Here is a 14,311-nt window from a genome sequence, read left to right as displayed (position 1 = left end):
TAAACAGATGTTAGAAATCGCCGTAAAGGCCGCAGATTCCAAACGAGCCATGGATATCGTCGCACTAGATGTCTCAAAGGTCTCACTGTTAGCGGATTATTTTATGATCTGCTCAGCTAACTCGGATCGCCAAATCAATGCGATCGTGGATGCGATCGTAGAAGAAGAAGAAAAAGAACAAGTGGTTATCAAACGGATCGAAGGAAAAGATGGCGGCAAATGGGTCTTGATCGATCTCGGTGATGTGATCGTGCATGTCTTCAGCCACTCCGAACGTGAATTTTATAATTTAGAAAAATTGTGGTCAGATGCACCACTCGTTGACATTGAGGCTTGGTTAGACTAATGGCTTATGAAACATTTGCGTTTGTCTATGATGCGGTGATGGATGCTACTTTATATCAAAAGTGGTTGGCTTTTTCATTGCGTCATCTGCCGCAAACGAAAAAAGTTTTAGAATTAGCGTGTGGTACGGGCGCTTTGGCGGTGGAATTTGCGAAAGCCGGTTTTGAAGTGACCGGTCTGGATTTGTCAGAAGAGATGCTGACCTTAGCAAGTGATCGGGCTTTTGCAGCCGATGTTGCCATCAATTGGATCGCAGGAGACATGTTAGATTTGACTGACATCGGCCATTATGATGCGGTGACTTGTTTTTCTGATTCGTTGTGTTACATGCCGGATGAAGAAGCCGTTGCAAAAGTTTTTCAAGGTGTTTATGACTTGCTTGAAACCGGTGGACGTTTTATCTTTGATGTGCATTCGACTTATCAGATCGATACTATTTTCCCAGATTATAGTTTTCACGACCAAACGGATGACTTTGCTTTTTTGTGGGATAGTTATGCAGGAACTGCCGCCCACAGCATCGAGCATTTTTTGACGTTTTTTGTCAAACAGTCAGATGAACGTTTTGAACGTTTTGATGAGTTGCACCATGAACGAACGTATCCACTGGCGACTTATCAGCAATTGTTGAAACAAGCAGGTTTTAAAACGATTGAAGTTGCAGCAGATTTTACGGATGATGCACCGCAAGCGGATAGTCGACGTTGGTTTTTTGTCTGTGAAAAATAAACGAACAGCGGGGACTTGCCAAAAGGTAGGTCTCTGTTTTTTTCGAAGAACGTTAAAGGTCAGGAGGAAATACGATGCGCAGTTGTGGAATCATCGTTGAGTATAATCCGTTTCATAATGGTCATGCCTATCATGCACAAAAAGCGCGCAAAGTAAGTGGCGCTGAGGTAGTGATCGCCGTGATGAGTGGTAACTTTTTACAGCGAGGCGAGCCGGCGATCATGGACAAATGGCAGCGTGCAGAAGTCGCGTTGCAAAATGGTGTCGATCTAGTGGTAGAGTTGCCATTTGCTTGGGCAGTCCAATCAGCCGATTATTTTGCAAAAGGTGGAGTCAGACTGCTGCAAGCTTTGCAGTGTGATGCTTTGTGTTTTGGAACGGATGATGAGACAACATTTGATTATCAAGACTACGGTAATTTTTTTAAAACGAATCAAGCATTGATCGATCAAAAGTTTCAGATGTTGCCAACTGGACTCAGTTACCCAGAAAAAATGGCGGCGGTGATCCGTGAATTGTATCCGCAAAGTGAGCAATTTCCCCCGAATCATATTTTAGGCTTGAGCTATGCTAAAGAAAATGCCGACTATCTGCGACCAATGGAACTTTTCCCCGTGAAACGAAAAGATAGCGGGTACCATGAGACGCTGCTCCAACCCCAAAAGTTTGCTAGTGCTACGGGGATCAGAACAGCTTTTTTTGCTGGCGAAACTTGGCAGACCTTTGTACCACAGCAAACTGTTGAATTATTACAGCACGGAATCGACTGGACGGATTTTTGGCCGTATCTCCAATATCAATTGACAGTCGATTCCCTAGCACGATTGCCCCAGCTCTACCAAATGAAAGAAGGCATTGAACATCGACTCAAACAAGCGACGAGTGCTGAAACTTTTTCGGCTTGGCTTCAACAAGTCAAAACAAAGCGTTACACTAAGCCGCGATTGCAACGCTTAGCACTTTATACGTTGCTGCAAATTTCAGCAGACGAGATCAAACGCGAGCAAGAACAGACGCTGTTACATGTGTTAGGTTTTACCAAAGCGGGACAGCGATTTTTGAAACAAGAACGCAAAAATTTTACGCTACCGCTAGCGGCTAAAATGGGACAAGCAGAAAGTCAGCAACACTTTTTGACGACTCGCGCCGATCAAGTTTATCAGCTAGTGACTGGCGTTGAGCAAAACTTTGGTCGGACACCTTTACGATTTTAAAAAAAGCTAGGCAAAGACCGACCCGGTAGGTATAATGAAAAAGGATTAATTTTAGAAAGTGAAGTGAGACTATGGGCCGTAAATGGGCTAATATCGTAGCAAAGAAAACTGCAAAAGACGGAGCAAACAGTCGGATCTATGCGAAGTTCGGTATTGAAATCTATGCTGCTGCGAAATCAGGTGAACCTGATCCGCATGCGAATCAAAAATTACGCTTCGTGATCGAACGAGCGAAGACGTATAACGTTCCCAAACACATCATCGATCGCGCCATTGATAAAGCCAAAGGAGCTGGCGATGAACAGTACCAAGAATTACGTTATGAAGGCTTTGGTCCAAACGGTTCCATGGTGATCGTGGACGCGTTGACCAACAATGTCAATCGGACGGCTTCTGACGTTCGAGCTGCTTTTGGAAAAAATGGCGGGAACATGGGGGTCTCTGGTGCGGTAGCCTATATGTTCGATAACACGGCGCTCTTTAGTTTTGCGGGGGAAGATGCCGATGATATTTTAGAATATTTGATGGAGCAAGACCTTGATGTTCGTGACGTTGTAGAAGAAGATGGACAAGTTGTCGTTTACGGCGAACCGAGTGACTTTAATGCACTTCAAGATGCGTTAAAAGCAAAAGGCATCACAGAGTTTACGATGGCTGAAATGCAAATGATCCCCCAAAATGAAGTGACATTGACCGGTGATGATTTAGAAAAATTTGAAAAAATGATCGATGTACTGGAAGACTTAGAAGATGTGCAACAAGTGTTCCATAACGTTGAAGAATAAAGCTGTCCTTGTGACGGCTTTTTTTGTACAGCAAAAAACCTCAGCTGTCATAATTTAAGCAGCTGAGATTTAACAGATTAAAAATTTTCCCGTTGATACTCATCTTCAGGGATCGTTTCTAAGAGTGGGCTTTGTTGTTCGATCGTTAAAAGATTTAATTCGTGCATCGCCCGTGTGCAGACCGTGTACAAGATCAGTTTGTCTTGTTCGGTGTGATAGTTTTGTGGTGAGACATTCCAAGCGAAGACTCGATCAAATTCTAATCCTTTGGCTAAAAAGGCGGGGATGATGATCAGATTTTTTTTCATGAAATCTTCTTCATTGACGAGCAATTGGACGTGTTTTTGTTGCTGTGTTGCTAAGGCATCATACAAGTTTTGTGCTTCGTCCACTGTTTTACAAATGATCGCAGTGCGCCAATATTTCGCAACTTCCGCACTTTGCTGTAAAACTTTTTCAATGCCTTCGATCATTTTTGAACTTTCCGCAGCATAATAAATCGTGGGGACATCTCCCTTGCGAGCAGTCAATTTCACGCGTTCTTCTTGCGTCAAAAATTGATTGGCAAAGTTAGTGATCTCTTCAGTGGAACGGTAGCTAGTGGTCAGCTCAAAGTGTCGGATCTCTTGTTCGGCAAAGATCGCATCAAAAGCTGTTTCCATACTTTCATTGCCGAAAACTTTTTGATTAAGATCGCCACAGAAGGTGTAAGTCGCTTTCGGGTATAATTTTTTTAAGAGTGCGACTTGCGCAGGAGCAAAGTCTTGCATCTCATCAATAAAGATGAACCGCGCTTTTTGTTTGACATCCAGTGGATAGATCGCCTTCATCAAGAGAAATAGTAGTGTGGCATCTTCTAAACTGAGATCACGTTTTTTGAGATCATGTTTGACTTGTGTGATCGCTTGCTGCCAGTCAGTGGGACTTAATTGATAGGCGGCTAAAATAGCAGCTGGGATATTTTGTAAAAAGTGCACGTACTGTTTAGCGTAATTGATAAAATTAAAACGCATGATCCGACGTTTGATCGGCCGTAATTTTTGGCGGACGACTTTTTCAGTCAACTGCCGGCGTAATTTTCGTTCGCCTTTTTCTGTGTCATCCAGATTGGGGTTGTCCACGTAAGTTGCTTGCAATAATTCTTCCGCGGCGTCTTTGGCCCATTGTTTTTTCATCTCATCTTTTTGGATACCGCCTAATTTTTTCAACAGCTTTGTTTGTAACAGTCGAATGCGTTGGTACATCGGAAGTTCTGGATTCATTTGATGGTAATAAGCGCGAATCTGTTCTTTTGTAAGAATCGCTTGCTCGCCTAATTTCAAATCCCGAAACAGCGGTCCAAATTCAGTGATGGAACGCGTGTAGTGTGTCAAGTGATCCACTAATGCCAAACTGCTTTTTAAGCGCAAGACACGATCATCTTGACCGGATAAGAACACTTCTTCGTGACCGGCTTCGGTATGGATCTGATAATGAGGCAACAGCTGGTTCAAGAAACTTTTGAAGGTCTCAGTAGGGATTCCACTTTCACCTAATGAAGGTAAAACCGTTGAGATATAATCAGAAAAAATATGGTTTGGCGAAAACAAAAGGACTTGCTCATTGTCCAGCCATTTACGATTGCGGTAAAGTAAAAATGCGACTCGTTGCAACAACGCAGATGTTTTTCCGCTTCCAGCGATGCCTTCTACAACGAGCACTTTTGAGTGGGTATCGCGGATAATCTCGTTTTGGGCTTTTTGGATCGTTGAGACGATATTTTTCATGTGATTCGAAGAGGATTCGTCTAAGATCTCTAATAAAAAATCATCATTAATGGCTTCTGAAGTATCTACCATCGATAAAATTTTGCCATCACGGATCTTGAATTGGCGTTTTAATAAAAGTTCGACAGGCAATTCCTCACCTTGAGATTCATAGTGGGTCGGACCGAGTTCGCCTTCATAATATAAATTAGCGATTGGTGCGCGCCAGTCGATGACGATCGTTTCTTCGTCTTTGTCACGCAGTGAAGCGATCCCTAGATATAACGTTTCGGTTTCATTTTCTTCTTTGAAATCGATCCGAGCAAAGTAAGGATTATCTTTCATCAAACGTAAGACTTTTTGGCGCTTTTCTTGAGAAGCTAATGTTTGATAACGGATCATCAATTCTTGTTCGTGCTGGCGATAGTCCGCAGCTGATTCAAACATCGCTTCATTGGAACCTGTCCGAATCTCTTGATTTGTCGTCTCGAGTAAATTTTCTTCAAACTGGGCTTGATTTTTTTGCTTTTGCTGTTTTAAAAAAGTCGCTTCACGATCGATCAACGCGACCGTTTCGGTGACATGTACTTGTTCTTTTTCTCTGGCATTCATCAGGCATCCTCCTAACGCTAACGGCTAAATATTATAGCATGAAAAGGGCGGTAAAGTAAAAGGAATACATCTACTTGGCCTGAGTGTAATCTTTTCTTAATCGCTTGACAAAAAAGCTAAAGAAGTGAAACCGTTCCCTTTGGACGAGTGACTTCATTTAGCGTATAATGAAGCCGAATAATTGAAAAAACTTAAGGAGGAAGAGCAAATGCCATTTGTACATGTTGAATTGATCGAAGGACGCTCGAAAGAACAAATCAATCAAATGATGGAAGACATCACCGATGCAGTCACTAAAAATACTGGGGCACCAGCTGAACACGTGCATGTGTTCGTCAAAGAATTGAAAAAAGGCGAGCAAGAATATGCAGCCGGTAAAAAGTGGGTTTAAAAAAACGATTTTTATACTTGCTTTTTAGGAAGCTCCCCGTTTATAATGAACACAATAATTGATTGAAGAAAAAGACACCTGAACTTCACAGCCCGTTTGTTAGAGAGGAAAAGCTTGGCTGAAACTTTTCCAGCGTGGCGTAAGGGATGACCACTTTTTCAAACTTTTGGCCAAACCGAAAGCGTCTCGGCTACGTTACTTGCCGCTAAAGGAGCGAAAGCTCGAAGATTAGGTGGAACCACGTTTATTCGTCCTAGTACCATAGCGGTACTAGGACTTTTTTTATTGGCGCGGTGTCTCTTAGCTTTGAGTTCAGGCAGGCTTACTTCAATCGATTGATAAAATTTTAGGAGGATCAATTCATGACAGTAAAAATTTCATTTCCTGACGGTTCAGTAGATGAACTGCACGATGGTGTGACTGGTTTAGAAATCGCTGAAGGCATTTCAAAATCATTAGCTAAAAAAGCTCTGGCGATCGTCGTCAATGGTACGTTAGAAGATTTGAATCGGCCGATCACAGAAGATGCCGAAGTACGTTTGGTGACACCAGATGATCCTGAAGCACTTCACTTGATGCGTCACTCAACTGCGCATTTGATGGCCCAAGCGATGCGTCGCCTGTATCCTAATATCCACTTTGGGGTCGGTCCAGCAATTGACGATGGTTTTTATTATGATACTGATAATGGGGAACATCCGATCTCAGAAGAAGATCTACCAAAGATCGAACAAAAAATGAAAGAGATCGTCAAAGAAAACTTACCGATCGAACGCAAAGTCATGAGCCGCAAAGAAGCACTCGATTTCTTCAGCTATGATCCTTATAAAGTCGAATTGATTTCTGATCTGCCAGAAGATGAAGTCATCACCGCTTACACGCAAGGCGAGTTCACTGACCTTTGCCGGGGACCACACGTGCCTTCAACTGGTCGGATCAAAGAGTTCAAATTATTATCAGTTGCCGGTGCGTACTGGCGCGGAAATTCAGATAATAAGATGATGCAGCGGGTCTATGGGACAGCCTTTTTCAAAAAAGCCGACCTTGAGCACTTCTTAAAAATGAAAGAAGAAGCGAAAGAACGGGATCATCGTAAATTGGGTAAAGAACTTGATCTCTTTATGATCTCACCAGAAGTTGGCTCTGGTTTACCATTCTGGTTACCAAAAGGCGCTACGATTCGTCGCGTGATTGAACGTTACATCGTCGACAAAGAAATCTCAATGGGCTATGAGCATGTGTACACACCAGTCTTAGCTGATACTGGTTTATATAAAACTTCTGGTCACTGGGATCATTATAAAGACGATATGTTCCCAACGATGGATATGGGTGAAGGTGAAGAATCATTAGTCTTACGTCCGATGAATTGCCCACACCACATGATGATCTATAAAAATCATATCCATTCTTATCGCGAACTCCCAATTCGAATCGCAGAACTTGGGATGGATCACCGCTACGAAAAATCGGGTGCGTTATCTGGCTTACAACGAGTACGGGAAATGACGATGAACGATGCCCATATCTTCGTTCGTCCGGATCAAATCAAAGAAGAATTCCGTCGGACACTCGACTTGATCTTAGAAGTGTACAAAGACTTTGGTTTTGAAGATTATCGTTTCCGTTTGAGTTATCGTGATCCAGAAAACACAGAAAAATATTTTGATGATGACGAGATGTGGGAAAACTCACAACGACTATTAAAAGAAGTTATGGATGAATCTGGCTTTGATTATTTTGAAGCTGATGGTGAAGCCGCATTTTACGGTCCAAAACTTGATGTGCAAGTTCAAACAGCACTGGGGACTGAAGAAACACTTTCAACGATCCAATTTGATTTCTTATTACCAGAGCGTTTTGAATTAGCTTACATCGGCGAAGATGGAAAAGAACATCGCCCAGTTGTCGTTCACCGCAGTGTCGTGTCAACGATGGAACGATTCACCGCTTATTTGATCGAACAATACAAAGGCGCATTCCCAACTTGGTTAGCTCCTGAACAAGTGATGATCATCCCGGTTTCACCGGAACATCACGGTGACTACGCGTATGAAGTCAAAGACCGTTTAATGCGTGAAGGTGTACGAGTTGAAGTAGACGATCGCAATGAAAAAGTCGGCTACAAGATGCGCCAAGCCCAAACGCAAAAAATTCCGTACATGTTAGTTGTCGGGGATAAAGAAGTCGAAAATGCTAGCGTCAACGTTCGCCGTTACGGTAGTGAAGAACAAGAAGCCCAAGAATTGAATATTTTTGTGGATGCGATCAAAGACGATATCGAAAATATGAGTCGTAACCGCGACTAATAGTTTAACTGACCGGCGATCTTAATTGATCGCTGGTTTTTTTATGGTCATTTTTAAAGCGACTTAAAACAAAAACATGAGGCTTCTTGAATGCGAAGATTTACGTCGAGTTATCCACAAAATTGGTCAGAAAAAAATGTTTCACACGCAAGTTGAATTATAATCTCGTTGAATTGCGTATTTTTATCAATACGAAAAATTTTTTTATCGTGGGCGTGAAACAGAAAACGTTAAAATCTTTTTAACTGGTTACGAAGTTTTTGACTAGGACTTTTTTAATCACCGTTTTTCCGCTACAATAGAAAAAGGACAATTGCATGCATGGAAGGAAAACAAATTCAATGAGAAAAAAACATAATTTTGGAAACTGGCTGAATAAATTAAAAAAGGCGGATGCGGCAAATCAGCAAAGTAAAAGTCATCTTCCATTTCGTTTAACGATCCTTTTTTATATCGTATTGGGACTATTCGTGGTTTTGATCGGACGGCTTGGTTATTTACAAGTGGTCAATGGAGATGCGATGCGAAAAGAACTAAAATCATCGACTACGATTAAAGTCACCGGTTCAACTCCACGAGGTGTGATTTATGACGCTAATGGGACGGCGTTAGTCAGTAATGAAGCAAATCCTGCTATCACATTTACCCGTGGCAACAATATGGAAGGCAAAGATCTTTACAAGTTAGCGAATCAATTGAATCAATTGATCGATGTGCCGGCAGAAGATCTCACGACGCGTGATAAAAAAGATTATTGGTTAGCTGATCCAAAACAACTGGAAGAAGCCCAAAAACGTTTGAGCTTTAAAGAAAAAGGATTAGAGTCAGCTGAGCAATATGCAGCGCTAGTCCATCACGTGACAAAAGATGAGATCCAGTTCAATGAAACAGAAATGAAAGCAGCGACGATCTTCAAAAAAATGAATTCAGCGGCGACATTGAATACGGTCTACATTAAAAGTAAAGGCGTCACTAATGAAGAGTTAGCAACGATTGCAGAACGTTCGGCTGAATTGCCTGGGGTTTCTACTGGAACAGACTGGCAACGTTCTTACAATGATTCAGCTGACAGCTCATTGAAAAGTATTTTAGGAACCGTTTCGACTGAAAAGCAAGGCTTGCCTGCTGAAGATGCGGCTAAGTATTTGAAAAAAGGGTACCAACGAAATGATCGCGTCGGCATCAGCTATTTAGAAAAAGAATACGAAAGTGTCTTGCAAGGTAAAAAAACAGAGTATCAAGTCTCGTTGAATCAGCAAGGGAATATCACCGGCCAAAAAGAAATCAAAAAAGGATCAAAAGGCGATAATCTCGTGTTGACTATCAACAGTGATTTTCAAAAACAAGTCGGCGATATTTTGCGCAACCACTATCAAAATCTCGTCAACAATGGTCAAGCGATCTATTCACCGGGAGCTTACGTCGTGGCGATGGACCCTAATAACGGACAAGTCTTAGCGATGGCTGGCTATTCACACCAACCGGGAAGTCGCGAGATCCAAGAAAATACATTAGGAACGATCAGTAGTGCGTTTGAACCGGGCTCAGTCGTCAAAGCGGGTACGATCACGGCGGGTTACGAACAAGGTGTGATCAGTGGGAATGATACGATGATCGATCAGCCAATCAAGCTAGCAGGAACAGCGGTGAAAAGTTCCATCTTCAACCGCAATTCGACGATCCCGATGAATACGGTTAAAGCATTAGAGTGGTCATCGAACTCTTACATGATGCAGATCGTTTTGCGGATGTTAGGTGTTCAATACGTGCCGGAGATGAGTTTGCCAACTAGTGCAAGCTCAAAAGAAATGTATGACAAATTACGAAATGCGTTTGCTGAATATGGGATGGGTGTGAAGACAGGGATTGATCTACCAAATGAATTTGCTGGTTACATCAACAAAGATTTTGGTGATGACAAATACGCTCCTGGCGGCGGTAATTTGCTCGATTTATCTTTTGGACAGTATGATACGTATACACCGATGCAATTAGCTCAGTACGCGTCAACGGTAGCAAATGGTGGAACTCGAATCGCGCCTCATGTAGTTAAGGGAGTCTATGGCAATGATGCCAATGGAAATCTTGATAAAAATAAAGTGATCAAAACAATGAGCGGCGACAAGCTCGGTCAAGTCAAGATCTCTGCTGAACAGATGGGGATCATCAAAGAAGGATTCTATCAAGCAGTTCACGGTCATGACGCGTATACAACAGCGACAGATCTGCAAGATGCGGAACTCAATCCTGCTGCTAAGACCGGGACAGCCGAAACATCAGTCCCAATCGATGGTCAAGTCGTCAATACGATCAATAGTAATCTCGTAACTTATGCGCCTTATGATAAACCACGAGTAGCTATCAGTGTGATGCTGCCAAATCTTTCCGTTGATCACGATGACACGAACAAAGCGATCGCCAAAGATGTGATCAACGCTTTTGCTCAAACATATGGTAAATAAAAAATTGCGGACCTGAGTTTACCTGACTCTTGTCCGCAATTTTTTTAGTTTGAAGCAGATGATTCGCACGTTTTTAATACGCACGATAAAATGAGGCAGACCCAAAATAAGGAGCGGATAAGATGAATACGATCTATGATTTCAACGTGAAACAAACCGATGGCAGCTTGAAGGATTTAAATGACTACGCAGGTAAAGTCTTACTGATCGTTAACACCGCGACCGGTTGTGGTTTTACGCCACAATATGAAGGTTTACAAAAACTCTATGATGAATTTCAACCAGCTGGCTTTGAGATTTTAGATTTTCCGTGTAATCAATTTGGTCACCAAGCACCTGGATCAAATGAAGAAGTCGCGGAGTTTTGTCAGTTGACATATCACACGACATTTGAGACGTTTGCTAAGATCGAAGTCAACGGTGAAAATGAAGCACCACTGTATCATTTTTTAAAAACTGCGCAAGGTGGTTTACTTAACAATGCGATCAAATGGAATTTCACAAAGTTTTTGGTTGATCGAAAGGGAAACGTGGTAAAACGCTACGCATCAAAAACGAAGCCGGAAGAGATTGCGGCAGATATCAAAACTATTTTAGCGTAACGTCAAGTAGAACTACTTAACGAATTTCGCAAAAAGACTAGTCAAATGAAAACAAACATGGTATGATAACTTAGTCTGAGAATTATCTTAGCATTTTAAAGCAGGGGAGGGAAAATCATGCGCGTAAACATCACTTTAGAATGTACTTCTTGTAAAGAACGCAACTACTTGACCAGCAAAAACAAACGTAACAACCCTGATCGCTTGGAAAAGAAAAAATACTGCCCACGCGAACGTAAAGTTACTTTGCATAAAGAAGTCAAATAATGAAACAAAAACTAGCAGCTTGCAAGCTGCTAGTTTTTTTTGAACAAGTCTTCATAATTTACAGGTGCACTTATTGTTACCAACGCGTCAAAGTCAGCGGTTAATTGGTTAAATTCGATGAAGCGAGCTTGGCGTGACCATTCTTTGCCTTGATGGAAAATCAAAACGGCCGGAACCGTCAGCACTTCAAAGATACTGGCTAAGGCGGGCTCGTCCATGATGTCTAATTGGTAATAAGGTAAGTGGGACTGTTGTGCTAACGCCCGTACGCGTGGCTCATCTGCGTGACAGATGCTGCAAGTGCGGCTAGAAATAAAAACGACGACTGTTGGCTGATTTGTAATAGCTGTTTGCACTTTGTTTAAAGTCATAGCGTCACCTCTTTTCTTAAATGTAGTCGGCGACTGGTCGAAAGTCAAAATTTTTGTTTATAAACTACTTGTGTCGCGACTAGAAGAGAGGTATAATACTTTTTGTTGAGATTTGCGGGTGTAGTTTAGTGGTAAAACAGAAGCTTCCCAAGCTTCCGTCGCGAGTTCGATTCTCGTCACCCGCTTAATTAAAAAATGCGACCAGTCAGCTGAATGCGGGCTGGTTTTTTTGTAGTGCTCAATCTTTTTTCAAATTAAAAAATAAGTTCAGTGGGGAACTAGGCAGGCTGGCTTTTTCTTTGTACAATGAGCACACAAGGAGCTGATTAGAATGAAAAAGATGCCTTGGTCAGTTGTTATGATGCTCGTTTTTGTTTTGCTTTTGCTGTTAGGGCGTCAGACGCTTTGACAAACGAGTACAGTTGGTTTTATTTCACTGTGTGGTGGTGGCGTCATCCTGATTGATTTGATTGGAAGTTTATTCAGGGGATCACGCTCGCAAAAAAGAATTTTTTTACCACGTACGATTGAGTATGGTTGGAGGTTAAATCCTTATCAGCCGATCGGGTTAGCGATATATTTGATGATGATCGGGCTATTATTTGTTTTAGCTTTCTTCCGTTAAAAAAAGTTTGACCCAATTACGCGGTCAAACTTTTTTAGTTAGCTCGTATGAATACCAAAAAGACTTAAAATCAATAAAAGCAAGGCAGGCAGCATCGAGTTGATGGAGTTGAAGATCCAGTGGACCATCAAGGAACCCCAAATATTTTTAAAAGCTAAGTAGATGAGGCCGAAATAAATGCCAATCACCATGTAAGGAATCGTAGCAAAAACATTGCCGTTAAAGTTATTGATGTGAATCAAACCAAACAAAATTCCTTGGACAAAGAGCATCACGACCTTTAACAACTTGCCGGGGATTTTTCCTAAGAGCAAATACCGAAACGTCAGCTCTTCGGCAAAAGGCGCGATAAAAGGTGGGATCGCTCCGATGAAGCCTATCCACGCCGTTGCTTTTAAAGCACTGGTGGGGTTTTGCGTCGCGCGTTGAACGAGTAAGTCAGCCGGGATGAGTTTACGCGAAAATTGTAATAATAAGACGGCTCCCACCACTAAGACTAAACTGATCAAAAGATTGCGAACTAGATGTTGCCGGTAGTTTCGCCACTGTTGGGCTAAAAAACTTTTGAACAATAAAATCATTGTCAAAAAACCGATTACGAATACGCCAGTCGTTAAGTAAACGCCTAAAAGCGGATGTTCTTTGATGGGAAAAAGCGGGACGACGAGGTTGCCGATGATCATTTCTAGCGGGATGACCAATAATCCCAACCATTGTTTTTTTGAATTTTCCATAAGTGCCTCCTTAATTACGATCAGAAAAGATCGGGTTAATTGAAAATCAAAGTCACCGCGTTTTGCTCAGTGTGCAAGTAAAATAAAAAATAAGGGCAACTGATTGGCCGCGATAAAAAAGTCAACGGGCTAAGACTTTCACCTCTCATCCTAGAGAAAGACCTTGAAAAAGTAAAGTTAGAAGTCTGACGAAAAAATGTGACATTTAAGATGACTTTTAGATCACGGCAAGCTATATTAGAGGTAACCTTTTTCAAAGGAGACAATTCATAGTGGACAAAATCCGAATCAACAATCTCAAATTTTATACTAAAAATGGTGTGTTAAAAGAAGAACGTGTCTTAGGCCAGCAGTTAGAACTCGATGTAGAACTTGAACTGTCACTAGCCGCAGCTGGCAAAAGCGATGACGTGAACGATACGATCAATTATGCTGCCGTCAATGATTTGATCGCACAGCGGGTTGCAACTTCAAGTTTCAATTTGATGGAAGGGTTGTTAGCAGCGATTTTTGATGACTTAGCAAAACAATATAGTACCCAATTACACGCAGCGACATTGCGCGTTCGAAAGTACAGTGTGCCGATGCCAGGACTATTTGATAATATCGAAGTCGAGATGCAAAGAAGGTTTGACCAATGATCGCGTACATCGCTTTAGGCAGTAACATGGGTAATCGCTTAGCTTGGTTAAAGGCCGCACGCGAAAAAATCGCACAACTTTCTGAGGTCACGTTGCGAGCCTCATCAAAATTATATGAGACAGCGCCTTATGGCTATACACAGCAAGCAGATTTTTTAAATGCTGTCATCAAAGTAACGACCACCTATTCACCGCATGAATTGTTGGAACAGTTACAACAAATCGAACAAGACTTAGATCGGGTGCGGGAGATTCATTGGGGCCCGCGAACGATTGATTTAGATATTTTGCTAATGGATGAGCTCAAAGTGAACGAACCAGATCTTGTGATTCCGCATCCTGAACTTTTGAAACGTTCTTTTGTTTTAGTTCCATTAAAAGATGTGCACCCAGAAAAATTGTTTGAACAAACGGTGACTAAATGGATCACCGAAACGGGCAACCAAGTAGATGTCCGGTTAGCAAAAGAGGAGTGGTAA

14 protein-coding genes and 1 tRNA gene are annotated in these 14,311 nt (G+C 41.9%); 12 read left to right on the top strand and 3 right to left on the bottom strand.

What is annotated here, in order from left to right; all coding sequences use genetic code 11:
• Positions 1 to 7 precede the first annotated feature (7 nt).
• From rsfS to GVJ38_RS08280, 4 genes are all read left to right on the top strand, one after another.
• Entirely contained in the window at positions 8 to 346 is a 339-nt protein-coding gene (gene rsfS, locus GVJ38_RS08295) for a ribosome silencing factor (protein ID WP_159722686.1), read from the top strand.
• Positions 346 to 1,074: a class I SAM-dependent methyltransferase gene (locus tag GVJ38_RS08290; RefSeq protein WP_159722685.1), complete on the top strand. Its 729-nt coding sequence runs from the start codon at positions 346 to 348 to the stop codon at positions 1,072 to 1,074. Before rsfS ends, GVJ38_RS08290 begins: the two co-directional genes overlap by 1 nt.
• Positions 1,075 to 1,148: 74 nt before the next feature.
• The gene (locus tag GVJ38_RS08285; protein WP_159722684.1) at positions 1,149 to 2,288 is read left to right on the top strand and encodes a nucleotidyltransferase; all 1,140 of its coding nucleotides are present in this window, start codon (positions 1,149 to 1,151) and stop codon (positions 2,286 to 2,288) included.
• Between the two features lie 71 nt (positions 2,289 to 2,359).
• Entirely contained in the window at positions 2,360 to 3,073 is a 714-nt protein-coding gene (locus GVJ38_RS08280) for a YebC/PmpR family DNA-binding transcriptional regulator (RefSeq protein ID WP_159722683.1), read from the top strand.
• A 77-nt stretch (positions 3,074 to 3,150) separates the two neighbouring features.
• Here the strand turns inward: GVJ38_RS08280 and helD are convergent, their stop codons facing one another.
• Complete coding sequence (helD, locus tag GVJ38_RS08275) at positions 3,151 to 5,430, bottom strand: RNA polymerase recycling motor HelD (protein WP_159722682.1); 2,280 nt, start codon at positions 5,428 to 5,430, stop codon at positions 3,151 to 3,153.
• 208 nt (positions 5,431 to 5,638) lie between these two features.
• Here helD and GVJ38_RS08270 point away from each other — a divergent pair, with 208 nt between their 5' ends.
• From GVJ38_RS08270 to rpmG, 5 genes are all read left to right on the top strand, one after another.
• Positions 5,639 to 5,821 (top strand): 2-hydroxymuconate tautomerase, encoded by a 183-nt coding sequence (locus GVJ38_RS08270; protein ID WP_159722681.1) that lies wholly within the window; start codon positions 5,639 to 5,641, stop codon positions 5,819 to 5,821.
• Positions 5,822 to 6,183: 362 nt separating this feature from the next.
• Positions 6,184 to 8,130, top strand: coding sequence for a threonine--tRNA ligase (gene thrS / locus GVJ38_RS08265; RefSeq protein WP_159722680.1), 1,947 nt, complete (start codon positions 6,184 to 6,186; stop codon positions 8,128 to 8,130).
• A 341-nt stretch (positions 8,131 to 8,471) separates the two neighbouring features.
• Complete coding sequence (locus GVJ38_RS08260; RefSeq protein WP_159722679.1) at positions 8,472 to 10,592, top strand: penicillin-binding transpeptidase domain-containing protein; 2,121 nt, start codon at positions 8,472 to 8,474, stop codon at positions 10,590 to 10,592.
• Positions 10,593 to 10,714: 122 nt separating this feature from the next.
• Complete coding sequence (locus GVJ38_RS08255; RefSeq protein WP_159722678.1) at positions 10,715 to 11,194, top strand: glutathione peroxidase; 480 nt, start codon at positions 10,715 to 10,717, stop codon at positions 11,192 to 11,194.
• 117 nt (positions 11,195 to 11,311) lie between these two features.
• A complete protein-coding gene (rpmG, locus tag GVJ38_RS08250) occupies positions 11,312 to 11,461 on the top strand; it encodes a 50S ribosomal protein L33 (protein WP_159722677.1) in 150 nt (49 codons plus the stop codon).
• A 29-nt stretch (positions 11,462 to 11,490) separates the two neighbouring features.
• Here the strand turns inward: rpmG and GVJ38_RS08245 are convergent, their stop codons facing one another.
• Positions 11,491 to 11,832 carry a thioredoxin family protein gene (locus GVJ38_RS08245; protein WP_159722676.1) on the bottom strand — a complete coding sequence of 114 codons (342 nt, stop codon included), beginning with the start codon at positions 11,830 to 11,832 and terminating at the stop codon, positions 11,491 to 11,493.
• A gap of 114 nt (positions 11,833 to 11,946) precedes the next feature.
• On the opposite strand from GVJ38_RS08245, the gene GVJ38_RS08240 reads away from it, so the two are divergent.
• A tRNA-Gly gene (locus GVJ38_RS08240) sits at positions 11,947 to 12,017 on the top strand.
• A gap of 478 nt (positions 12,018 to 12,495) precedes the next feature.
• Here GVJ38_RS08240 and GVJ38_RS08235 read toward each other — a convergent pair.
• Complete coding sequence (locus GVJ38_RS08235; RefSeq protein WP_159722675.1) at positions 12,496 to 13,191, bottom strand: CPBP family intramembrane glutamic endopeptidase; 696 nt, start codon at positions 13,189 to 13,191, stop codon at positions 12,496 to 12,498.
• Between the two features lie 272 nt (positions 13,192 to 13,463).
• Here GVJ38_RS08235 and folB point away from each other — a divergent pair, with 272 nt between their 5' ends.
• Together folB and folK are read left to right on the top strand one after the other, a co-directional pair.
• Positions 13,464 to 13,832 carry a dihydroneopterin aldolase gene (folB, locus tag GVJ38_RS08230; RefSeq protein ID WP_159722674.1) on the top strand — a complete coding sequence of 123 codons (369 nt, stop codon included), beginning with the start codon at positions 13,464 to 13,466 and terminating at the stop codon, positions 13,830 to 13,832.
• Positions 13,829 to 14,311 (top strand): 2-amino-4-hydroxy-6-hydroxymethyldihydropteridine diphosphokinase, encoded by a 483-nt coding sequence (folK, locus tag GVJ38_RS08225; protein ID WP_159722673.1) that lies wholly within the window; start codon positions 13,829 to 13,831, stop codon positions 14,309 to 14,311. Before folB ends, folK begins: the two co-directional genes overlap by 4 nt.

The sequence above is a fragment of the Enterococcus sp. CSURQ0835 genome (genome assembly GCF_902706605.1).
Classification (GTDB): domain Bacteria; phylum Bacillota; class Bacilli; order Lactobacillales; family Enterococcaceae; genus Enterococcus_A.
Note: the sequence above shows the minus strand (reverse complement) of the source record. Positions and strands in the feature narration are given on the sequence as shown.

Bases quoted from the DNA above. Each gene is read 5' to 3' on its own strand.
- rsfS (WP_159722686.1), top strand. From the start codon at position 8: ATGTTAGAAATCGCCGTAAAGGCCGCAGATTCCAAACGAGCCATGGAT.
- GVJ38_RS08290 (WP_159722685.1), top strand. From the start codon at position 346: ATGGCTTATGAAACATTTGCGTTTGTCTATGATGCGGTGATGGATGCT.
- GVJ38_RS08285 (WP_159722684.1), top strand. From the start codon at position 1,149: ATGCGCAGTTGTGGAATCATCGTTGAGTATAATCCGTTTCATAATGGT.
- GVJ38_RS08280 (WP_159722683.1), top strand. From the start codon at position 2,360: ATGGGCCGTAAATGGGCTAATATCGTAGCAAAGAAAACTGCAAAAGAC.
- helD (WP_159722682.1), bottom strand. From the start codon at position 5,430: ATGAATGCCAGAGAAAAAGAACAAGTACATGTCACCGAAACGGTCGCG.
- GVJ38_RS08270 (WP_159722681.1), top strand. From the start codon at position 5,639: ATGCCATTTGTACATGTTGAATTGATCGAAGGACGCTCGAAAGAACAA.
- thrS (WP_159722680.1), top strand. From the start codon at position 6,184: ATGACAGTAAAAATTTCATTTCCTGACGGTTCAGTAGATGAACTGCAC.
- GVJ38_RS08260 (WP_159722679.1), top strand. From the start codon at position 8,472: ATGAGAAAAAAACATAATTTTGGAAACTGGCTGAATAAATTAAAAAAG.
- GVJ38_RS08255 (WP_159722678.1), top strand. From the start codon at position 10,715: ATGAATACGATCTATGATTTCAACGTGAAACAAACCGATGGCAGCTTG.
- rpmG (WP_159722677.1), top strand. From the start codon at position 11,312: ATGCGCGTAAACATCACTTTAGAATGTACTTCTTGTAAAGAACGCAAC.
- GVJ38_RS08245 (WP_159722676.1), bottom strand. From the start codon at position 11,832: ATGACTTTAAACAAAGTGCAAACAGCTATTACAAATCAGCCAACAGTC.
- GVJ38_RS08235 (WP_159722675.1), bottom strand. From the start codon at position 13,191: ATGGAAAATTCAAAAAAACAATGGTTGGGATTATTGGTCATCCCGCTA.
- folK (WP_159722673.1), top strand. From the start codon at position 13,829: ATGATCGCGTACATCGCTTTAGGCAGTAACATGGGTAATCGCTTAGCT.